We start from the raw sequence: 20,930 nt of genomic DNA, 5'->3' as shown, positions 1-20,930 counted from the left end.
GTCCCCTCGTCTAGAGCATCTCCAGGTTGCTGGCCAACTCGAAGGGGGTCACCTGGGCCCGGTACTCGTGCCATTCCTGTCGCTTGTTCAGCAGGACGTAGTTGAACACCTGCTCGCCGAGCGTCTCCGCCACGAGTTCGGAACCCTCCATCAGGCTGACCGCGCGATCGAGGCTGGCGGGCAGGGCGTTGTATCCCAGTGCCCGACGCTCGGTGTCGGAGAGGGTCCAGACGTTGTCCTCGGCCTCCGGCGGGAGCTCGTAGCCCTCCTCGATGCCCTTCAGCCCAGCGGCGAGCATGAGCGAGAAGGCGAGGTACGGGTTGGCGGCGGAGTCGATGGCGCGGTACTCGACCCGAGCGCTCTGGCCCTTGTTGGGCTTGTACAGCGGCACGCGCACGAGTGCGGAGCGGTTGTTGTGGCCCCAGCAGACGAAGCTCGGGGCCTCGGACAGCTTGTTCGGTCCGACGCCACCCCAGAGTCGCTTGTAGGAGTTCACGAACTGGTTCGTCACCGCGGTGATCTCCGGAGCGTGCGTCAGGAGTCCGGCGATGAACTGCCGGCCCGTCTTCGAGAGCTGGTACTGCGCACCCGCCTCGTAGAAGGCGTTCGAGTCGCCCTCGAACAACGACATGTGCGTGTGCATGCCGCTGCCGGGCTGGTGGACGAGCGGCTTCGGCATGAACGTCGCGTAGACGCCCTGCTCGATCGCCACCTCCTTCACGACGGTGCGGAAGGTCATGATGTTGTCGGCCGTCGTCAGGGCGTCGGCGTACCGCAGGTCGATCTCGTTCTGGCCGGGTCCCGCCTCATGGTGGCTGAACTCGACGGAGATCCCGAGGTCTTCGAGCATCCGGACGGAACGTCGACGGAAGTCGTGCGCGGTGCCACCGGGGACGTTGTCGAAGTAGCCCGCGGAGTCGACCGGCTCCGGTCCGTCGACGCCGTACTGCGAGGACTTCAGCAGGTAGAACTCGATCTCGGGGTGCGTGTAGAACGTGAACCCCATGTCGGCGGCCTTCGCCAGGGTGCGCTTCAAGACGTTCCGCGGGTCGGCGACGGCGGGCTGGCCGTCAGGCGTCGTGATGTCGCAGAACATGCGCGCCGTCGGGTCGATCTCGCCGCGCCACGGCAGGATCTGGAAGGTCGTCGGATCGGGGTGGGCCAGGAGGTCCGACTCGTAGGAGCGGCTGAGCCCCTCGATCGCCGATCCGTCGAAGCCGAGGCCCTCGGAGAACGCGCCTTCCACTTCGGCCGGGGCGATCGCGACGGACTTGAGCGTCCCGACGACATCGGTGAACCACAGCCGGACGAACTTGACGCCCCGCTCCTCGATCGTGCGGAGAACGAAGTCGCGCTGCTTATCCATCTGCCCCTCTTCCTTCGGCCGGCGGCCCGTGTCTAGGCTACTGGCTCCGTCCCGGTTCCCGCTCATCAGCGCGCGCCGGGCGTGGGCGATCCACGGCTCACCACCAGGCGAGGACGAAGAGTGCGGTCCAGCCGGCCGTCGCCGCCCACAGCAGCGAGAGGGCGGCGATCCGCAGCCGCGATCCACGGTGGGCCCCTTGCCAGACGGGCACCAGCCCGAGGCAACTCACGAGGAGGGCGATGGAGAGCCACGGCAAGGCGGCGGGCACCCCGACGAGAGCGATCGCCGGACTCGAGGCAGCCGCACGGACGAGCACGACGGCTCCGCCGATCGCCCACGTCGCTCCGAACACCGGAGCGATCCCCAGCAGGAGACCGTCCTGGACCGGCTGGCGCCGAAGCGCCTGGGTGATCAACCGGTAGCCCCACGCCACGGACCATCCGATGGCCACGAGCCCGAACAGGATGGGCAGCACCAGCAGCAACCACCTGCCACCGGCGTCCGACGAGGTCTGCTGGGCCCATCGCGGGCTCGCCGCGACATCGGCTCGATCGACGACGGCGACGGCCGCGTCGTCGGCGTCGCAGAGCGCCGCCCGATAGCTCGCCGGATCGCTGAGCCACGCGCGCACCGCGACCCGCGCGCACGCACTGCTGACCGATGGGACGGCTCCCGACCCGGGGAAGACCGCCACGAGGGCGTCCGCCGTGCCGTCGGCGACGGGGACGGCGAGGGCGGCGGCCTGTTCCGGGGCGCCGAGCACGAAGACCGACGTCCCGATCGCTCCCGGCGGCGGCGTCGCACCCACGGCGAACGAGGAGCAGGCGGCGGCCGCGACGTCCTCCAGCAACGTCGGCGTGGTGACCTCCGCGTCCGAGCGTTCGATCGCCCCAGGCCAGCCGGTCGTCGAACACCCGAGCACGCGGTCGAGGATGCCTTCGGGGTCGGTCAGCTGGGCGATCGCATCGTTCGCCACGGGATCCAGCACCGTGCTGTCGCCGTCCGCGACCGAGCTCAGGAGCACCGGGAGTGCCGCCTGGGCGGTGGGATCGGACAAGGCGTGTGAGGCGATCGCCAGGAGCGCGTCGCCACCGAGGGTGATCGGCCGCGGTCCGGAGGTGCGGTGCGGTTCGGCGATGAGCTCATCGGTGGCGGCGGTGAGGATCCCGGCCGAACGTGAGACCTCGGTCGGCGCGGTGTCCGGGGTCGCGGACTCCGGTTCCTCGGCGGCGGCGGCCTGTGGTGCCGCCGGCGGGGACGGAACGGGACCCTGCGGCTCGACGCCGCGCGCACGGACGACGGCCAGGGAGGCCGCCACACCGCCCGCGGAGACGATCCCGGGTGCACCCAGGTCGGGGCCGTCGAGGACGACACCGTCGACACCACCCGGATCGGCGTCGGACGCCGCGAGGGCCACGCCGGCCGACGAGCCCACGGCCAGGATGGTCCATCGCGCGTAGCCCAGCTGCTGCCGGAGGTCGCGGAGGTCCGCCGCCGCAGGCGCGACGCCGAAGTCGCTCGGCACGATGCCGTCCTCCTGCCAGGCCGCGGCGCAGGAGGCGAAGGCCGTGCCGACCGCGGCGACGCGCGCTGCGCGGTCCCCGTCAGCGCCGAGCGACGCGCGGATGGCGGCGGTCGCCGGCGCACAGTCGAGCGACGGCGTGGCGTCGCGACCGCCCCGGCGTTCGACGAACACCACGTCGCGGTCGGCGGCAAGCCCGCCCTCGACCGCGAGCTGCTGGATGTCGAGCGTCGAGAGCGCCGACCCGCCGGCGAGGTAGACGAGCGGCGGTCGCCCGGTCTCGAGGGCGGCCGGTACGAGCACGTACGGCAGGGTCGCCTCCGCCGAGTCCGGCACCGCGCGCGACAGGGGCACCGTCAACACGCCGCAGCGGGAACCACCGGGCACCGCGGTGACGCACTCGGCGGTAGCTGACCTCGGCGGCGACCGTCGGCGCTGCACCGGCTGGCGACGTCGGCATGAGGAGGAGTCCGAGGGTGAGGGCCGCGACGGCACCTCGTCCGACGGCGATCGGTCGCCTCCGCGGACGGTCGATCCTGTGCATGTTCCCCCCGCTCGAGCTTCATCGCTCGGCCCATCCTGGCGGATCACACCACGCCTGCGGAAGAGGGCTTACCCGCAATCCGCTCGCGTTGCGACCCGGGTGGCTCAGTCCTCGGCAGCCTCGTCGGCGTCCCACTTCGCGCTGTTGGCACGCAGTCGCTCGAGTGCGTGCGAGGCCTCCGCAGCCGTCTCGAAGGGACCGACGCGGTCGACGACACTCGACTCGAAGCCGAACTCGACCTGACCGGTCTTCGTGTTGTACCAGTACTGCTCGGATGGTTCCTTCGCCACGGCGCGTCTCCCCTGCTCGGTTAGGCTTGATCCTATGCCTTTCGACACCGCAGGTCACCTGATCCCCGGTCGCGTCGGCCGCCCCCGATCGGTGCCGGAGACGATCGTCCGCCCCGAGTACGTCGGCCGCGCCGCACCGGCCACCGACACCCGGGGCGACCTGTATTCGGCTGAGGAGATCGAACGCATCCGGATCGCCGGGACCATCGCCGCCGATGCGATCCAGGCCGTCGGCGCGGCGGTCCGCCCCGGGGTGACCACCGATGAACTGGACGCCATCGGACACGCGTTCGTCATCGGTGAGGGCGCCTATCCGTCGACGCTCGGGTACCGCGGCTACCCCAAGTCGATCTGCAGTTCGGTCAACGAGGTCGTCTGCCACGGCATCCCCGACGACACCGCTTTGCGCGAGGGCGACCTCGTGAACATCGACATCACCGCCTACCTCGACGGCGTGCACGGCGACAGCAACGTGACCTTCCTCGTCGGCGACGTCGCCGACGACACCCGTCTCCTCGTCGAGCGCACCCGGGAAGCCCTCAACCGCGGTATCAAGGCCGTCGCCCCCGGCCGGCAGATCAACGTCATCGGTCGTGCGATCGAGTCCTACGCGAAGCGGTTCGGGTACGGCGTCGTCCGCGACTTCACGGGCCACGGCGTCGGCCGGTCCTTCCACTCGGGGCTGATCGTCCCCCACTACGACGCCGCGCCGCTGTACGACACGGTGATGGAGCCGGGCATGGTGTTCACGATCGAGCCGATGCTCACGATCGGCTCCCAGGACTGGGAGCAGTGGGACGACGACTGGACGGTCACGACCCGCGACCGGTCGTTGACCGCGCAGTTCGAGCACACGCTCGTCGTCACCGAACGCGGGGCCGAGGTCTTGACCCTTCCGAGCACGATCGACACCGCCGCAGCGCCCGCGGCGCTCTAGGCTGGACGCATGACGAACGCAGCTCCCCGGTCCGCCGTCGGCATCGATATCGGAGGGACCGGCATCAAAGGTGCGGTCGTCGATCTCACGACGGGTGCCCTCCTCACCGATCGGGTGAAGATCCCCACGCCGAAGGGTGGCGAGCCGAAGGACATCGTCGTGACGGTGCGGGAGGTGCTCGAGCAGCTGTCCCCGGCCTCCGACGGACTCCCGCTCGGCGTCTGCTTCCCCGCGATCGTCCGCAACGGCCGGACGATGTCCGCGGCGAACGTCTCCGACGCCTGGATCGGCCTCGAAGCCGAGCAGCTGTTCGAGCAGGGCCTCGGGCGTGAGATCACCTTCGTGAACGACGCCGACGCGGCCGGTTACGCCGAGACCGAGTTCGGCGCGGCCAAGGGCGCCAGCGGTCTCACGATCCTGACGACCCTCGGCACCGGCATCGGCACGGCGCTCATCTACAACCGCACGTTGATCCCGAACGCCGAACTCGGGCACCTGGAGATCGACGGCAAGGACGCCGAGACGCGGGCGTCCTACGCGGTCAAGGAGCGCGAGGACCTGAGCTGGGAGAAGTGGGCCAAGCGCCTCCAGAAGTACTACGAGCGCCTCGAGTTCCTCTTCTCGCCCGATCAGTTCGTGGTGGGCGGCGGCGTGTCCAAGCACGCGGACCACTTCCTGCCGCTCCTGAAGCTCGACACCCCGATCATCCCCGCCGTGCACCGCAACAACGCGGGCATCCTCGGCGCAGCCGCTCTCGCCGCCGGCCCCGCCGAACGCATCGCCTGAGTCGCTGCGCCGGGCGCGCTGCGTGCGGTGTCCGTCGCAGCGCTACGCGAGCGTGCGGCGTGGGGTGTGAACGGGTCGACCGGTACGCCGGGTTCTGTCCCACGCTCTCGCGTTTGGACGGCCATCTCTCTCGGGACGACGTTGCCGCCGCCCTCTAGCGGTCTACCCGGGAACTTGGCGAGCAGCCTCAGCGTTCCCTGTTGACCTTGCTCCGGACGAGGTTTACCGAGCCGACCGGGTCACCCCGGTCGCTGGTGGGCTCTTACCCCACCGTTTCACCCTGACCGTGGTCGCCCACGGCGGTCTGTTCTCTGTGGCACTGTCTCGCGGGTCACCCCGGGTGGGTGTTACCCACCGCCCTGCTCTGTGGAGCCCGGACGTTCCTCGGCACCGACACCCGGAGGTCTCGGTGACGCGACCGTCTAGCCGGCCCGTTCACGGAGACGAGTCTACCGGCCCGTGACAGCGGCCGCGGACCGCCGGTGTCGTAGAGCCAGCGTCCGGCTCAGATGAGGCCGGACTCGTCCGTCCGGACGACGATCGCGGCGCACTCCGGGCACTGCACGACCTCTTCGGACGGTGCGGCGCGGACGGCCTGGAGGTCGTTGCCGGTGAGCGACATCTTGCATGCTCCGCAGGTGCCGGCGCGGAACAGTGCTGCACCGATACCGCCGCGGGCGCGGCGCTGGTCGTAGAGGGCCAGGAGGTCGGCGGGGATGCCGGGTGCGAGTGACTCGCGGTCGGCGGTGAGTCGTGCCCGTTCGGCCTCGAGTTCGACGAGTTCGGCGTCGCGCTTGGCGACGACCTCGTCGAGGAGTTCCTGGAGTCCGGCGCGCTCGGCGTCGACCTGGGCGACGGCGTCCTCCGCGGCCTCCACCCGCTCCATGACGTTCAGCTGGATCTCCTCGAGGTTGTTCTGCCGGTTCTGCAACGAGGCGATCTCGCTCTGCAGCGCTTCGACGTCCTTGACGGAGGTCGACGACTGGAGGCGGTCGGCGTCGCGCTTCATGCGGGCCGCGACGACGGCGACGTCGGACTCGATGCGCCCGAGCTCGGTCTGTGCGTCGTCGCGGACGCCGACCCGCTCCAGGCGACGGAGGCGGACGGTCTCGATCTCGGCCTGGAGCTGCGCGATGCGCGCGGCCTCGGGGAGGTTCGCCGCGCGGTGGGCGGTGCGCTGCACGCCGGTGTCGATGCTCTGCAGGGTGAGCAACGTCTTCTGGTCTGCTGGGCTGGCTTTCACGTCTGTTCCAAACTCTCGACTCATCACCCTACCGGCCGCGCCGACTACTGGGTGACGACGAAGTCCCACGGGTCGGTACGCAGCTCGCTGACCCGGACGTCGAGTCCAGGGAGCTCTCGTCGGAGCGCGTCGGCGGCCCCCTCCAGCCACAGCCACTCGCTCGCCCAGTGGGAGACGTCGACGAGGGCCGGCCCGCCGCCGAGGAGTGCCTGTTCCCGGGCCTCGGACGCCGGGTGGTGGCGGAGGTCGGCCGTGATGTACACGTCGGCCGCGCGGACCGCGGGGTGGGACAGGAGCGAGTCCCCCGCTCCCCCGCAGAGCGCGATCCTCCGGACGGCCTGGTCGTAGTCGCCGGAGGCACGGACCCCGGTGGCGGTCGCCGGCAGGATCTCGGCGAGGGCACGTGCGATCGCGCCGAGCGTCGTCTCCTCCGGGAGGTCGCCGACCCGACCCAGCCCGGTCAGGCCGTCGGCGGCAGGGACGATCGGAGCCGGGTCGTGCAGGCCGAGCCGCTGCGCGAGGACGTCCGAGGTCCCGTCGACGACGACGTCGGCGTTGGTGTGTGCGGCGATGAGTCCGGCGCCGCCACGGATCAGGCGCGTGATGAGCGACCCCTTGTACCGGTCACCCGCCACGGTCGTGACACCGCGCATCAGCAGCGGGTGGTGGACCAGCAGCAGACCGTCGGGGCGCTCGAGCACCTCGTCGACGGTCACGCCGACCGCGTCGACCGCCAGGAGCACATGCCCGACCGGCTGGTCCGGGTCGCCGACGAGGAGCCCCGGGGCGTCCCAGTCCTCGGCTCCGGACAGTGGCCAGAGGCGCTCGACGACCGTGTTGACCTCACGCAGGGTTCTCATCACCCGGCAATCCTAACCAGGCACCCTCGAGCACGCTCAGGGGCGCAGGACGAGCATGATCGCGAGGGCGATCATGACGACCGCGATCGCGACGTCGAGGATGCGCCAGGCCACGGGCTTCGCGAAGACCCCGCGGAGCAACCGAGCGCCGTACCCCAGAGCGGTGAACCACAGGATGCTCCCGAGGACCGCGCCGGCGGCGAACCACCACCGCCCCACCTCCCCGTGCGTGTTCGCGATCGAGCCGAGGAGGAGGACGGTGTCGAGGTACACGTGGGGGTTCAGCCAGGTGAGGCCGACCACGGTGAGCACCGCCGCCCTGAGTGAGAGGCCGTTGCCACCGCGGTCGGCGGCGAGACCGGACGGGGCGAGCGCACGGCGTGCGGCCAGCAGACCGTAGCCGAGCAGGAAGGCCGCGCCGGCCCAACGGAGGACGACGAGGACCACGGGGAACCGCTCCACGACGAAGCCGATGCCGCTGACACCGGCGATGATGAGCACCGCGTCGGAGAGTGCGCACACGAGGACGACCGGCAGGACGTGCTCGCGCCGGATGCCCTGCCGGAGGACGAAGGCGTTCTGGGCGCCGATGGCCACGATGAGTGAGAGGCCGAGGCCGAGGCCCGCGATCGCGGCCTGCAGTGCGGAGGTCATGCTCCGACCGTAGGAGGCGCAGCATGATGAATCCAGTTCAATATTCTGATGAATCGTAAGATCCTCTTATGATGGATTTCCACTTCGAGCAACTGCGGGCCTTCGTCGCCGCCGTCGACCACGGCACCTTCGAGTCGGCCGCCCGGGAGCTGATGGTCACGCCGTCGGCGATCAGTCAACGCATCAAGGCCCTCGAGCAGAGCGTCGGACGGGTCCTCCTGCTCCGGACCAAACCGATCACCATCACGGCGTCAGGTGAGATCGTGCTCCGCCTCGGCCGCGCGGTGCACCTGCTCGGTCACGACGCGGCGCTCGAGTTGCACGCCGACGACCCGCTCACGCCGGCCACCCCGGCGGTGATCCCGATCGTCGTGAACGCCGACTCCCTCGCCACCTGGCTGCTGCCCGTGCTGGCGGACGTCGCAGCACGGGAGTCGATCGTCTTCGACCTCGCTCGCGAGGACCAGGACCATTCGACCGACCTCCTCCGTGCGGGCAGCGTCATGGCCGCGGTCACGTCGAACGCCGAGCCGGTCCAGGGCTGTACGGTGCGGCCTCTCGGCCGGATGCGATACCGACCGATGGCGTCACCCGCGTTCGCGGCGCGCTGGTTCGAGGACGGTGCGACCGCTCAGGCGCTCACCGCAGCGCCCGTCGTCGTGTTCGACCGGAAGGACGATCTCCAGGACGCCTACCTCCGACGACGTGGTGTCGACCCCGCCGACCCGCCGCGACACCATGTTCCGGCCTCGGCGGACTTCGCGACCGCCGTCGGCCTCGGTCTCGGCTGGGGCATGCTCCCGGACGCGCAGTCCGACGCGCCGCTGCGCCGGGGCGAGCTCGTCGTGCTCGACGACACGGGCGGCGTCGACGTCCCGCTGTTCTGGCAGCAGTGGCGACTCCACTCCCGGCTGCTCGAGCTCGTCACGACGGCGGTGGTCGACGCGGCCCGATCCACGCTGCACTGAACGACTGCCGAGAGGTCCCGGAGAAGGTGCACCGGGCACGCACGACGGTGCAAGGATGGAGCAATGGATATCGCGTACACAGCAGTTGCCCATGCCACCGGAGGCGGACGAGACGGACACGTCCGCAGTGAGGACGACCTCCTCGACTTCGACACCCGTCCCCCGAAGGAACTCGGCGGCAGCGGCGAGGGCACCAACCCCGAGCAGTTGTTCGCCGCCGGCTTCGCCGCGTGCTTCCTCAGCGCCCTCCACGCCGTCGGGCGCACCGCGAAGCTCGACACGAAGGACGCCGAGGTGTCGGCGAGCGTCGGCATCGGATCGAACGGTGAGGGCGGTTTCGGCCTGGCCGTCGAGCTCGACGTCTACGTGCCGAACGTGACGCACGATGAAGCCCAGCAGCTGGCCGACCAGGCGCACCAGGTGTGCCCCTACTCGAACGCCACACGCGGCAACATCGACGTGACGGTGTCGATCGTCGACTGACGAAGCTCCCGCCCGCAAGGGCTGTCGATCGTCGTGTCCGCCGGTTACGCTGGCGGGCACGACGATCGAGAGGAAGCATCATGTCTGATTTCGGGGCGGTCGAAGGCATCCGTGACGAGGGCGCGGCAGCCATGCTGCCGGGGCTCCCGGATGCCGTGGTCGAGGACGAGGCGCTGGATGACGACGCGCCCGCCGAGGACGCAGCAGACGAATCCGGTACGGGTCTCGCCGGCTCAGGGACCTGACGCGGAGATCGCGCTCAGCGCAACATCGACGCGGCGATGACGCCGACGATGCCGAGTTGCAGCGCGAGCACGATGCCGATCGTGATGAAGAGCGTGCTCCAGAGGACGATGTTCCCCAGGAGGACGCCCACGAAGGCCCCGAACCGTCCGCGGGGTCGAGCCGTCGACCGCGCCACCTGAAGCCGCTCGGTCTGCGCGACCCGGGGCGTGGACAGGGTGAAGAGATTCGGGCTGGTGTCCAGGTGCGTGGTCATGCCACCAGTGTCCGTCGACACCCGGGGGCGGCACATCGGACGCCGGGGCGATCATCGCCCCCGTGGCGTCATCCTCTGAGCTGATCCTCCTCCGCCCGTGGGACGGTCGACCGTCCGCCGAACGGCGTGCCGGTCACACCTGCGTGAGTCGGATCCCCCAGGACAGCGACCACCGCTCGTCGGGCTCCAACCACCGGAGTCCGGTCCCGCTGTTCAGCGCATCGGCGGGGGCCGTCATGGGCTCGATGGCGATGGCCTGCGTCGGTCCGTCTGCCGCCGGGAAGTTCTTCGGCGTGTAGACCTGGACGAATCGGAAGTCGTCGTCCGCCCAGAGTTCGACGGTGTCGCCGTCCGGTGCGGTGAGCCGGTGTCGGACGGCACCGTCGACCTGCCGGACCGAACCCAGGCCGACGTCGATCGAGAGGTCGCCCACGCGAGCACCCGAGCGCAGGTCGTACGGGGTCCCGTCGACGGGACGGGAGGCGACCGGGATGCGCTGCTCGTCCGTCTCGAACCAGGTGTCGGCGGCCACCGTCACGGTGAGGTCGGCGGTCGGCACGTCGCCGAGCGCCAGGTAGGGGTGAGCGCCGACGGCGACCGGCGCGGGGCGACTCGACCGGTTCACGATGGTGTGGGTCACCCGCAGGCCGTCGTCGTCCAACGTGTAGGCGACCGAGGTGTCCAGGCGGAACGGGTAGCCGTGCTGCGGGAACACCGAGGCGAGCAGGGTCACCGCGTGATCGGTGTGATCCCCCGCCCGGTATCCCGTGTTGCGCAGGAGACCATGGGAGGCGTTCCCGGTCGCCGCCTCGGTGACGTCGAGCTGCTGCGGTTCACCGTCGAGCGTCCACCGGGCATCCCGGACGCGGTTGGGCCACGGCACGAGCACCATCCCGCACCCCATCGGGGCGACGACGTCCTCACCGAAGGACTGCACGAGGGTGCGTCCGCCGACCGTCAGTTCGCGCAGTCCGGCGGCGAGTTCGGTGACCGTCGCTCGGACCTCGCCCCGCGGACCGGCGTGGTGGAGACGGTACTGGGTTCCAGAAGCAGCGGGCATGCCGCCAAGCCTACGACGGACGTCCGCCAGGCGGGGTGGAGCCGTGTGAAGCCGTCCACCGGTGGACGGCCTCGGCGATCCGGATCAGCCCGAGTTCGAGCTCGGCGAAGCCGGAGCTCAAGGGTGCGACCCCGATGCGGAGACCGTCCGGGTGCCGGAAGTCGGGGATCACGCCCGCATTCCAGAGCAGCGGGGTGATCTCGCGGAACGACGGGTGACCGAGCGTCACATGTCCACCGCGACGCGCCGCGTCACGAGGGGTCATCACCCTGACACCGGAGCCCGCGAGGTGCTCATCGGCCCAGGAGATCGCGAACGTGGTGAGCGCCACGGACTTCGCCCGGATGGCGGCGACACCGGCGGACTCGATGAGCGTCAGCGAGTCCTCGAGCGGCAGCATGCCGACGATCGGTGGTGTCCCGCTGAGGAACCGGCGCATCCCGACGGCCGGCTGATAGGCGTCGGCCATGGCGAAGACGTCGGCGGCGCCCATCCACCCCTGGATGGGCTGGAGGAGCCGGTCCTGATGGCGCGCCGCGACGTAGGCGAACGCCGGAGCACCGGGCCCGCCGCCGAGGTACTTGTAGGAGCAGCCCACCGCGAGGTCCACGCCCCACTCGTCGAGCTCGATCGGGACCGCACCGGCGGAGTGGCACAGGTCCCAGAGGACGAGTGCTCCCGCCTGATGGGCGATCGCGGTCAGCTCCTCGACGTCGAGCAGGGCTCCGGACCGGTAGTCGACCTGGCTGAGCACGACGAGTGCGGTCTGCTCGTGGACCACCTCGCGCAGCTGGTGCGCGGCGACACCGTGGACCGGGTCGGCGTCGATCCAACGGACGCGCAGACCGCGTTCAGCGGCGATCCCCTCGATCACGAAGCGGTCCGTCGGGAAGTTCCCCGCATCGATCACGAGCTCGTCGCGCCCAGCGGCCCCTCCGGCGGAGCGACGTCGCGTCGACCGCCGCGCGGATCAGCTTGTACAGCAGCACGGTCGTCGAATCGGCGACGACCGTCTGGCCGGGTGCTGCACCGAGCACGACCGATCCCAGGCGGTCGCCGAGCGTCAGCGGCAGCTCGAACCAGCGGTCGTCCCACGACCGGATGAGCCTCGTCCCCCACTCCTCCGCGATGAACGACTGCAGCCGCTCCGCCGTGGCCCGCAACGGCCGCCCCAGGGAGTTCCCGTCGAGGTAGGCGACGACGCCCTCGGCCGGGACGAACGCCGCGCGGTGTTCCGCGAGCGGGTCGGCCTCGTCGAGGACGCTGTGCGTCCGGGCGGGCGGACGTGGTGGGGGCTGGGGCGTCGACCATCCTGCGACGGTAACCGCCACCGGTGCGCGCCGCAAGGAAGCGGACGGGACCCGGCTTGCTAGCGTTGCCGCATGCCCACCCTCCTGCACCTCGACTCCTCCGCCGATCTCGACACCTCCCGGTCCCGCCGGCTCTCGCAGGCCGTCGTGGACGCCTGGTCGACCGCCGACCCCACCGGCATCGTCGTCCGTCGCGACCTGCACCTGGATCCGCTCCCCCACCTCGCCGACGCGAGTCTCCACTGGGCGCCGGCCGACCGCCGCCCCGGTACGAACCCGCCCGCCGAGGCCGAGACGCTCCAGCGCGTCCTGCTCGACGAGCTGCTCGGCGCCGACATCGTCGTGATCGGCGCGCCGCTCTACAACTTCTCGATCCCATCGTCGCTCAAGGCGTGGATCGACCACATCCACGTGCCGGGTGTCACCTCCGCGGACACGGGAGCGCTCACCGGCCGGCCGGTCGTCATCGCCACCAGCCGCGGGATCGCCTACGACGCGGGCAGCCCGACCGAGGGTTGGGATCACGAGGTGCCGGCGCTGCGGACGTTGTTCGGCGGAGCGCTCGGCATGGACGTCCACGTCATCACGACGAGTCTGACCCTCGCCGACCGTGATCCGGCGCTCGCAGCGCAGCTCGAACGGAGCGAGCAGGAGTTCGCCGAGGCCCTCCGGCTGGCGTCCGAGACGGGACTGCGGCTGGCCGTCTCGACGGCCTGAACGCCGAGACGACGGGCGGACGACGGATCCGACCCGTCTGATCCGGGCAGTGCTCCGAACTCCTGTCGAGCCACGATCAGGGAGAAGCACATGCCATCGAAGCACCAGACCGGCACCACACGGAGCGGACGACGTCTCGTCTGGTTCGCGGCAGCACTGTCCGGCATCGTCGCAGCAGCGGTGTTCCTCGCGATCGCCGAGCTGGCGGCGCTGTTGTTCGCCCGAGGCAGCAGTCCTCTCCTCACCGTCGGATCGTTCGTCATCGACATCGTCCCGCGGTGGGCGAAGGAGTTCGCGATCGAGACCTTCGGTGGCAACGACAAGATCTTCCTCCTCGTGAGCCTCGGGGTCGCCGTCGTGATCGCCGCGGCGATCGCCGGGGTCCTGCAGCAGATCCGTCCACCGCTCGGTGTCGTGGTCCTCATCGCGGCCGGCGTCTTCGCCGGTGCGACGACCGTCACCCGTGCCGGTGCCACCCCGCTCGCCGTCGTCCCCGTGATCCTCGGTCTGGCGGCCGGTGTCGTGATCCTCATCCTCCTGAGTCGTCGCCTGCCGAAGCGGGCCGCGAACGGCTCGGACGACGAGCGCGCGGCGTTCGACCGCCGAGGCTTCTTCCGCGTGGCCGGCATCGCGGCGGCCGGTGCCGTCGTCGTCGGCGTGGGCGCACGCCTCGTGAACGTCACCACCTCGTCGATCACGGCCGTCCGCGACGCCCTCAAGCTCCCGGCGCCGAAGTCGACCGTCACGATCCCCGACGGAGCCGAGGCGGACGTCGACGGCCTCAGCCCGCTCTTCACGCCGAACGACAAGTTCTACCGCGTCGACACCGCGCTGACCGTGCCGACGGTCGACCCGGCCACCTGGACGCTCACGATCGACGGCATGGTCGGCGAGCAGGTGCAGATCACCTTCGAGGAGCTCCTCGCCATGGGTCTCGACGAATACGTCATCACCATGACCTGCGTCTCGAACGAGGTGGGCGGCAACCTCCTGGGCAACGCGAAGTGGCTCGGTATCCCCGTGCGCGACGTCCTCAAGCGGGCGATGCCCGACTCGAAGGCCGACATGGTCCTGTCCACGAGCGTCGACGGGTTCACGGCGAGCACGCCGATCGAGTCGCTCACCGACCCGAACCTCGACGCGATCCTCGCCGTGGCGATGAACGGCGAGCCGCTGCCGCTCGAGCACGGCTTCCCCGTGCGCATGGTCGTCCCGGGCCTCTACGGCTACGTGTCGGCGACGAAGTGGCTGACGAAGCTGACGGTCACGACCTTCGAGAAGGACGAGGCCTACTGGACCCCGCGCGGCTACGACGCGAAGGCGCCCATCAAACTCTCCTCGCGGATCGACACGCCCCGGATCGACAAGCAGGTGCCGGCGGGTCCGGCGAAGATCGCGGGCGTCGCCTGGGCGCAGACCGTCGGGATCGCCAAGGTCGAGGTCAGCATCGACAACGGCGACTGGCAGAGCGTCAACCTCACGACCGCCATCAACGACGACACCTGGGTGCAGTGGTGGATGGACTGGGAGGCGACCGCCGGCACGCACTACGTCGCCGTCCGCGCGACCGACAAGGCCGGGAACCTCCAGATCGAGGAGCAGGCGCCGATCGCTCCCAACGGATCCTCCGGTTGGCAGCGCACGCTCGTCCGCGTCGGCTGACCGATCCGCGGCTGACCGGTGCCGGTCAGCCGCGGGTGTCGACCGGCTGCAGCTGGGCGATCTTCGGTTCGCGGCCGTCGCCGGAGGAACGTCCGGTCAGGCGGCGCCCGATCCAGGGCAGCACGTGCTCGCGGTAGTAGGCCGCGGTGCGACGTTGACGCGGACCGGGCGGCGCCGCAGCGACGTCGTCGATCCCCCACTCCTCCGGGACCGGCACGTCGAGCGCCGTCAGCACGTTGCTCGCCACCCGGGCGTGGCCGAGGGCGTTGAGGTGCAGGCGGTCCACCGACCAGTACCGGAGGTCGGCGAGCGTCCGATCGGCCCAGTTGTCGACGAAGGTGACCCCCGTCGCGCGGATACCGCACCCGCACGGCCTGGGCCAGCTGCTCGCCGCGGCGGGCGAGGAGCGAACCCATCGGGATGTGGGCCGAAGGGTTCGCCCCGCTCAGCAGCAGCACGTGGGCTCCCCCGGCACGCAGACGATCGACCGCACCGTCCAAGCGGTCGGCGACGCCGTCGATCGACACCCGCGGGCGCATGATGTCGTTGCCGCCGCCGTTGAAGCTGACGAGGTCCGGACCCATCGCGATCGCTCGGTCGAGTTGTTCGTCGAGGATCGGCAGGAGCTTCCGCCCGCGGATGGCGAGGTTCGCGTAGCTGACGGTCTCCGTGGACGCCCGGGCGAGGCCGAGGGCCACGAAGTCGGCCCACCCGCGAAGGGTGCCGTCCTCCCGGAGATCCCCGTAGCCCTCACTGAAGCTGTCGCCGATGGCCACGTACCGTCTGAACCCGTGCTGCGTCATACCTGCACTGTACGCGCGACCGGAAGCCGTCTCCGACCGGTCCGCTCAGGCCGGACGGGACTCCCCGTCCGCGGCCGGTCGCCAGCCGAGGGCGGGCCCGAGTGCGCCGGCGATGTCGGTGAGCAGCTGCGTGTAGTCGTCCGGTTCGAGCGTGAACGGGAGGGCGAAGGCGACCTCGTCGACCTCCTGGAATCCGGCGTGCTCGTGCAGCCGCTCCGCGATCTCCGCACTGCTGCCGACGAGGTCCTCCGCGAAGAGCATCCGCCGCGGTCCATGGGCGACGCCGACGCGGTGCCGTCTCGACTCGACGTACTCGTGGTACCGGGCGCGTTGGGACGCGGTCGCGGAGTCCGTCGGGATGACCACGAGCCCCTGCGACACGCGGGCCCGCTCACCCGCCGGGTGGAGTTCTCGGAACCGACGCACCTGGGCGGCCTGGTTCGCGGCGAAGTCCGTCGTGCCGTCCTCGGCGGCGATGACGCTGCTCGTGAGCAGGTTGAAGGACTGCTCACCGGCCCAACCCGCCGACCGCAGGCTGCCGGCTCCGTACCAGAGCCGCTCCGCCAGACCGTCGGCATGCGGCTCGACCCGTGAGGAGTAGTCCTCCTGGCCCTCACGACCGGCGCTGTCACTGACGACGTCACCGCGGATGAAGGAGCGGAGGCGCAGGACGCGGTCGTAGCCGAGGTCCTCCTGGTCGAGCGTCGACGGATAGATCGCGTGCTTGAACGCGTCGAACCGCATCGGCTCCCCGGTGCTGAAGCCGGGAAGCAGTCTGCCTCCCGAGAGGACGTCGACCGTGCCCAGATCCTCCGCGAGCCGGAAGGGGTTCTCCGCGCCGAGCGGTGTGACCGCGGTGCCGAGCGCGATGCGCTTCGTGCGCTGCGTCGCGGCGGCGAGGACGGCGACCGGTGAGGAGATGCCGAACTGCAGGTGCCGGTGCCGCAGCCAGGCACTGTCGAACCCCAGGCGTTCACCGAGCTCGATGAGCTGCAGGGTCGCCTCGTGCCCGGCCGCCGGCTCCTCGGGGTCGAACAGGCCCATCGTGAGGAAGCCGAGTCTGCGGAGCGGTGCTGAGGATCGGGCCATGCATCGACTCTACGACGCCGCCGGAGCCGGACGTGCCCGCGCCGCGGGTGTCAGCTCGGCGACCCGGCCAGCACGGTGAACATGGCGCCGAGGCTTCCGAGGATGAACAGCATCGTTCCGAGCTGCATGGTCAGCGACTTGTTCCGTGACGCCGTCGGGACGTCCACCTCGAGGATCGGACACCCGGACCAGCCCAGCAGGCCGATGCTCAGACCCACGATGACCGAGCAGCACCACCACACCACGCGGAGTCCCTCGGCGAGGACGGCCGGCCGCCAGCCAGAGCTGAGGAGGAGTCCGAGGACGATCGCGGTGCTCCCGACCGCGACGCCGAACCAGACGGTTCCGGTGCGCATGATGCGCTGGACGTTGTTCTCAGGTGACATGAGGTCCTGTGACACGTGGTGCGGCTTTCTCGAGGTTCCGATTCCTGACGCGGGCCGCGGCCGGCGATCATGGTCGCTCGCAGCCCCGAACAGGAGCATAGACCCGCTCGAGGACGCCCGACTCCCGTTCGACGGGGGCTTGCGCCGACGGGGGTCGCGACACAGACGAGGCCGGTCGAGGATCCGTGACGGATCACGCAGACGGTGCCCGGGCCGCCCACCGTGCCAGCGTCGCGAGCAGGGCACGGTGCTCCGCCGAGGCGTAGGACCGCTCGTCGTGTCCGAGTGCGTCGACGGCGACGCGGGAGGGCCCCACCTCGCGGACCCACACCGCGGGGAACCGCTCGCCGTCGACGTCGTGCTCGGCGACGGTGGTGCTCCGACCGACCGGTTGCAGCCGCAGGTACTGTTCGTCGTCCACCGGGATGTCGCCGAGCGGTCCGCCGTCGGGGGACGCCAGGCCGCGGACGACGGTCGGGCCCATCGGCGGATGCCAGGACACACCGGGCAGCCAGAGCGCCCCGATCGTCGGCGCCCAGTCCGGGTAGTCGCGGAGCGAGGCGAGCGCCGCGTGCATCGCGAGGACACCGATCACCCCGACCGAGCGCCTCCGCGAAGCCGTCGATCGCGGCGGCAGGCGTTCGGCCCTGGTCCTCGGACCGCCACGGGTCGCCGGCGTTGACCACCAGGAGCTCCACGCCCTCGAGTCGCGTCATCGCACGATCGACGTCCTCGTCGATCTCGACCGCGAAGCCGGCCGTCTCCAGGACCTCCGCGATGAGCGGGCTCGTGCGCGCGTACGGGTGCCACGGATCCGCATACCGACCGCTCCCCGATGCGATGAGTGCTTTCACGGTTCCCCCTCGTCCGATCCGTCGGCGCCGGTCACCGTGTCCGCGGCCGACGCCTCTCCAGGGTACGGGGCCTCCCCCGACGGCTGCGTCGCCGGCCGATTGTGTCCGCGCATGTCGTCGTCACCTGCGCCCGCCCCGGTGCCGACCGTAGAGTGCCTGTCACCGACGCCGGGGCGTCGACGACGGCCGAGCTGACGGAGAGGACGAGGCGATGCACGAGCGGGACCGAGGGGGCTTCAGCACCCGACAGCTGCACGCCGGTGGTGCACCCGATGCGCCGCTCCAGCCGCGGGCTCTGCCGATCTACGCGAGTGCCGGGTTCGTGTTCACGGACTTCGACGAGGCGGAGCGGCGGTTCGGACCGGACCCTGGTGGATACAGCTACAGCCGGGTCGGCAATCCGACGATCGACGCCGTCGAGCGCCGTCTCGCCGCGTTGGAGGGTGGTGTGGACGCGCTGCTCCTCGGCTCCGGACAGGCGGCCGTCGGCGTCGCCCTGCTCTCCCTGCTCGAGGCCGGCGACCACCTGCTCACCGCGCCGAGTCTGTACGAGGGCTCGCGCAGCCTCTTCACGGAGAACTTCGGTCGGCTGGGGATCACCACGAGCGAGGTCGCCGATCCGCTCGACGCCGACGCCTGGGCGCGTGCCATCCGACCCGAGACACGCGCGATCTTCGTCGAGTCCATTCCGAACCCCCGCAACGACCTCACGGATCTCCGTCTCGTCGCCGACGTGGCCCATGCGCACGGGGTCCCGCTCGTCGTCGACAACACCTTCGCCACGCCCTACCTCCTGCGTCCCATCGAGCACGGCGCCGACATCGTCGTCCATTCGGCCAGCAAGTTCCTGGCGGGCCACGGCACCGTGCTGGGCGGGGTCGTCGTCGACGGCGGCACGTTCGACTGGGCAGCTCGCGCAGACCGCTATCGACACCTCACCTCGCCGCTCGCCGCGCTCGGCGGGCTCAGCCACGTCGAGGCGGGCGGGCGTGCAGCGCTGGCCGCCTACGCACGGGCATCGATCGCACTGCGTCTCGGCCCGACGCCCTCGCCGTTCAACGCGTTCCTCATCGCACAGGGCATCGAGACGCTGTCACTCCGCGTCCAACGGCAGAGCGAGAACGCCCTCGCCCTCGCGACGTGGCTGGCGGGACGGACGGAAGTGGCCTCGGTCGACTACTCGGGACTCAGCGACAGTCCGTTCCGCGGCCTGGCGGACCGGTATCTGCCGGATGGACAGGGATCGGTGTTCTCGTTCACCCTGCACGGCGGACGGGACGCAGCGCGGACGGTCATCGACCACGTCGGCCTGTTCACGCGGATGACGAACCTCGGCGACGTCCGGTCACTGATCCTCCACCCGGCCTCGACCACGCACGCCCAGCGTTCGGCCGAGCAGCTCGCGGCGAGCGGCATCGGCCAAGGACTCGTGCGGATCTCCGTCGGCATCGAAGACGTCGCCGACCTCATCGCTGACCTCGCCTCGGCGTTCGACGCGCTCCCCGCCCGGGAACCGTCGACGAGCACCGGCGCCAGCGTCACGGCGGATGTGGCGGTCGCCGCATGAGCGCCCGGCAACGCTTCGGCTGGTTCCTGTCACGTGGGTTCGGTCCGCATGGTTGGGGGCATCCGTACCTCGACTGGGACTACCGCTGGCAGGAACCCGCCCTCTACCAGCAGGCCGCGCGCGAGCTCGAGCAGGCGGGCCTGGACCTCCTGATCATCGAGGACGCCCTCTCGCTGGGGAACCCCGAGACGCTCGACCTCCGCATCCGCGGCGCCTACGGCGGGCCGAAGCACGACCCGCTGAGCCTCGCCCCGTTCCTCTTCGCGGTGACGGAGCGCATCGGCATCATCCCGACCGTGAACCCGTTGCAACTGCCGCCGTACCAGGCGGCACGGCAGTTCGCGACCCTGCAGCACCTCAGTCGCGGACGGTTCGGGGTGAACGTGGTCACCGACGTCGGCAGCAGCCGTCACTTCGGTGAGCCGGTCGTGCCGCACGACGTCGCCTACGAGCGGGCGGAGGAGTGGCTCGACGGCGTGCGCGCGCTCTGGCGGAGCTGGCGACCCGGCGCGTACGTGGGCGACACCGCCTCCGGACGCTTCGCCGACGGCCGCCACCTCGACCGCGTCGAGCATCGCGGCGCACACTACGACTTCGACGGGCCGCTCAACGCCCTCCCCTTCGACGATGACTCCGGTGGCGAGCCCGTCATCGTGTCGCCGGGCTCCTCGCCGCGAGGGCTCGCCTTCACCGGGCGACAGTCGGACGTCCAGCTGGCCCTCGCACCGCTCGACATCGCAAGCCTCCGTGCGTACCGGAGGCGGGTCCTCGACGCCTCGGCTGCCGTCGGTCGGGACACCCCTCCCGCGATCCTGTTCGTGTTCAAGCCCGTCATCGTGGCGAGCAGCGCCGAGGCCGACCGTCTCGTCGCCGCCTCGGAACAGCCGGACGACGAGACGCTGCGCTCCGTCGCACTCGCGTGGTCGAGCGACCTCGAGACGGACCTCACCGCGCTCGACCTCGACCGACCGGTGGACCCGGCCGTCTTCGGCGACCACGTGTCGCGCGGCAGCCTCGACGCGTTGCGCGGACCGTACGAGTCCTTCGCGGCGGCGACGCTCCGGGAGCTGCTCGTGCCCAAGGCACGCCTCGGGCGGATCACCGACGGCAGCGGTGTCGTCGGCACGGCGGCTGAGGTGGCCGACCACATCGAACGCGCCGGCAGTGAGGCGGACAACGACGGGTTCATCTTCTCGGGCGACCTCCATCCGGTGACGGTGCACCGCATGCTCGACGAACTCGTGCCGATCCTCCGACGCCGCGGGATCCTTCAGCGTCCGAAGGTCGACGCACCGCACGGACTCCGGAGCTCGTTGCAGGCCCCCTGAAG

At 70.7% G+C, this 20,930-nt stretch carries 21 protein-coding genes, 1 other RNA gene and 2 pseudogenes; 9 read left to right on the top strand and 15 right to left on the bottom strand.

Translation table 11 applies throughout. The features are described from left to right. Nucleotides 1–10 precede the first annotated feature (10 nt). The 3 genes from AC5JOC_RS10440 to AC5JOC_RS10430 form a co-directional block, all read right to left on the bottom strand. Complete coding sequence (locus tag AC5JOC_RS10440; RefSeq protein ID WP_079705870.1) at nt 11–1,366, bottom strand: glutamine synthetase family protein; 1,356 nt, start codon at nt 1,364–1,366, stop codon at nt 11–13. A gap of 97 nt (nt 1,367–1,463) precedes the next feature. Next, on the bottom strand, nt 1,464–3,251 hold the full coding sequence (locus AC5JOC_RS10435) for a hypothetical protein (RefSeq protein WP_494246418.1): 1,788 nt from the start codon (nt 3,249–3,251) through the stop codon (nt 1,464–1,466). Nucleotides 3,252–3,536: 285 nt separating this feature from the next. Next, nucleotides 3,537–3,722 (bottom strand): hypothetical protein, encoded by a 186-nt coding sequence (locus tag AC5JOC_RS10430; protein WP_064293764.1) that lies wholly within the window; start codon nt 3,720–3,722, stop codon nt 3,537–3,539. Between the two features lie 34 nt (nt 3,723–3,756). On the opposite strand from AC5JOC_RS10430, the gene map reads away from it, so the two are divergent. After that, nucleotides 3,757–4,659 carry a type I methionyl aminopeptidase gene (map, locus tag AC5JOC_RS10425; protein WP_463528688.1) on the top strand — a complete coding sequence of 301 codons (903 nt, stop codon included), beginning with the start codon at nt 3,757–3,759 and terminating at the stop codon, nt 4,657–4,659. A gap of 9 nt (nt 4,660–4,668) precedes the next feature. Further along, nucleotides 4,669–5,445, top strand: a complete 777-nt coding sequence (gene ppgK / locus AC5JOC_RS10420) for a polyphosphate--glucose phosphotransferase (RefSeq protein ID WP_085510829.1) — start codon at nt 4,669–4,671, stop codon at nt 5,443–5,445. A gap of 67 nt (nt 5,446–5,512) precedes the next feature. Here the strand turns inward: ppgK and rnpB are convergent. From rnpB to AC5JOC_RS10400, 4 genes are all read right to left on the bottom strand, one after another. Next, an RNA gene (gene rnpB / locus AC5JOC_RS10415) (RNase P RNA component class A) lies at nt 5,513–5,879 on the bottom strand. 71 nt (nt 5,880–5,950) lie between these two features. After that, nucleotides 5,951–6,688, bottom strand: coding sequence for a zinc ribbon domain-containing protein (locus tag AC5JOC_RS10410; protein WP_064293761.1), 738 nt, complete (start codon nt 6,686–6,688; stop codon nt 5,951–5,953). Nucleotides 6,689–6,732: 44 nt separating this feature from the next. Beyond that, entirely contained in the window at nt 6,733–7,548 is an 816-nt protein-coding gene (locus AC5JOC_RS10405) for a Nif3-like dinuclear metal center hexameric protein (protein WP_124769292.1), read from the bottom strand. 36 nt (nt 7,549–7,584) lie between these two features. Then, nucleotides 7,585–8,202 (bottom strand): LysE/ArgO family amino acid transporter, encoded by a 618-nt coding sequence (locus AC5JOC_RS10400; protein ID WP_079705864.1) that lies wholly within the window; start codon nt 8,200–8,202, stop codon nt 7,585–7,587. Between the two features lie 68 nt (nt 8,203–8,270). On the opposite strand from AC5JOC_RS10400, the gene AC5JOC_RS10395 reads away from it, so the two are divergent. From AC5JOC_RS10395 to AC5JOC_RS10385, 3 genes are all read left to right on the top strand, one after another. Continuing rightward, nucleotides 8,271–9,170: a LysR family transcriptional regulator ArgP gene (locus AC5JOC_RS10395; RefSeq protein WP_494246417.1), complete on the top strand. Its 900-nt coding sequence runs from the start codon at nt 8,271–8,273 to the stop codon at nt 9,168–9,170. Nucleotides 9,171–9,233: 63 nt separating this feature from the next. Beyond that, complete coding sequence (locus tag AC5JOC_RS10390) at nt 9,234–9,653, top strand: organic hydroperoxide resistance protein (RefSeq protein ID WP_064293757.1); 420 nt, start codon at nt 9,234–9,236, stop codon at nt 9,651–9,653. A gap of 80 nt (nt 9,654–9,733) precedes the next feature. Further along, the gene (locus tag AC5JOC_RS10385; protein ID WP_165766994.1) at nt 9,734–9,898 is read left to right on the top strand and encodes a hypothetical protein; all 165 of its coding nucleotides are present in this window, start codon (nt 9,734–9,736) and stop codon (nt 9,896–9,898) included. A gap of 14 nt (nt 9,899–9,912) precedes the next feature. Here AC5JOC_RS10385 and AC5JOC_RS10380 read toward each other — a convergent pair whose 3' ends face one another. The 3 genes and pseudogenes from AC5JOC_RS10380 to AC5JOC_RS10370 all read right to left on the bottom strand — a co-directional run bounded on the left by AC5JOC_RS10380 (nt 9,913) and on the right by AC5JOC_RS10370 (nt 12,543). Continuing rightward, a complete protein-coding gene (locus tag AC5JOC_RS10380) occupies nt 9,913–10,152 on the bottom strand; it encodes a hypothetical protein (RefSeq protein WP_124769288.1) in 240 nt (79 codons plus the stop codon). 133 nt (nt 10,153–10,285) lie between these two features. Further along, nucleotides 10,286–11,212 (bottom strand): aldose 1-epimerase family protein, encoded by a 927-nt coding sequence (locus AC5JOC_RS10375; RefSeq protein WP_494246416.1) that lies wholly within the window; start codon nt 11,210–11,212, stop codon nt 10,286–10,288. A gap of 10 nt (nt 11,213–11,222) precedes the next feature. Next, nucleotides 11,223–12,543 (bottom strand): annotated as a pseudogene (locus AC5JOC_RS10370) (kynureninase). Between the two features lie 51 nt (nt 12,544–12,594). Between AC5JOC_RS10370 and AC5JOC_RS10365 the strand changes: the two are divergent. Beyond that, nucleotides 12,595–13,239: an FMN-dependent NADH-azoreductase gene (locus AC5JOC_RS10365; protein WP_494246415.1), complete on the top strand. Its 645-nt coding sequence runs from the start codon at nt 12,595–12,597 to the stop codon at nt 13,237–13,239. 90 nt (nt 13,240–13,329) lie between these two features. Further along, nucleotides 13,330–14,901: a molybdopterin-dependent oxidoreductase gene (locus AC5JOC_RS10360; RefSeq protein WP_494246414.1), complete on the top strand. Its 1,572-nt coding sequence runs from the start codon at nt 13,330–13,332 to the stop codon at nt 14,899–14,901. A gap of 25 nt (nt 14,902–14,926) precedes the next feature. On the opposite strand, the gene AC5JOC_RS10355 is transcribed toward AC5JOC_RS10360, so the two are convergent. The 5 genes and pseudogenes from AC5JOC_RS10355 to AC5JOC_RS10335 all read right to left on the bottom strand — a co-directional run bounded on the left by AC5JOC_RS10355 (nt 14,927) and on the right by AC5JOC_RS10335 (nt 17,774). Next, a complete protein-coding gene (locus AC5JOC_RS10355; protein ID WP_494246491.1) occupies nt 14,927–15,187 on the bottom strand; it encodes a hypothetical protein in 261 nt (86 codons plus the stop codon). A gap of 139 nt (nt 15,188–15,326) precedes the next feature. Then, nucleotides 15,327–15,704, bottom strand: a pseudogene (locus tag AC5JOC_RS10350) (SGNH/GDSL hydrolase family protein); the annotation flags it as partial. Nucleotides 15,705–15,749: 45 nt separating this feature from the next. After that, nucleotides 15,750–16,793, bottom strand: a complete 1,044-nt coding sequence (locus AC5JOC_RS10345) for an LLM class flavin-dependent oxidoreductase (protein ID WP_494246413.1) — start codon at nt 16,791–16,793, stop codon at nt 15,750–15,752. Nucleotides 16,794–16,843: 50 nt separating this feature from the next. Further along, the gene (locus AC5JOC_RS10340; protein WP_079705855.1) at nt 16,844–17,194 is read right to left on the bottom strand and encodes a hypothetical protein; all 351 of its coding nucleotides are present in this window, start codon (nt 17,192–17,194) and stop codon (nt 16,844–16,846) included. A 178-nt stretch (nt 17,195–17,372) separates the two neighbouring features. Beyond that, complete coding sequence (locus tag AC5JOC_RS10335) at nt 17,373–17,774, bottom strand: ThuA domain-containing protein (protein WP_494246412.1); 402 nt, start codon at nt 17,772–17,774, stop codon at nt 17,373–17,375. Nucleotides 17,775–18,244: 470 nt separating this feature from the next. Between AC5JOC_RS10335 and AC5JOC_RS10330 the strand changes: the two genes are divergently transcribed. Together AC5JOC_RS10330 and AC5JOC_RS10325 are read left to right on the top strand one after the other, a co-directional pair. Further along, complete coding sequence (locus AC5JOC_RS10330; RefSeq protein ID WP_494246411.1) at nt 18,245–19,600, top strand: O-acetylhomoserine aminocarboxypropyltransferase/cysteine synthase family protein; 1,356 nt, start codon at nt 18,245–18,247, stop codon at nt 19,598–19,600. Then, nucleotides 19,597–20,928 (top strand): LLM class flavin-dependent oxidoreductase, encoded by a 1,332-nt coding sequence (locus AC5JOC_RS10325; RefSeq protein ID WP_494246410.1) that lies wholly within the window; start codon nt 19,597–19,599, stop codon nt 20,926–20,928. The genes AC5JOC_RS10330 and AC5JOC_RS10325 overlap by 4 nt, the downstream gene beginning before the upstream one ends. Nucleotides 20,929–20,930: the final 2 nt, after the last annotated feature.

Source organism: Plantibacter sp., assembly GCF_059073635.1.
The sequence above is the reverse complement of the archived record's forward strand: the minus strand, read 5'-3'. Positions and strand labels throughout refer to the sequence as shown.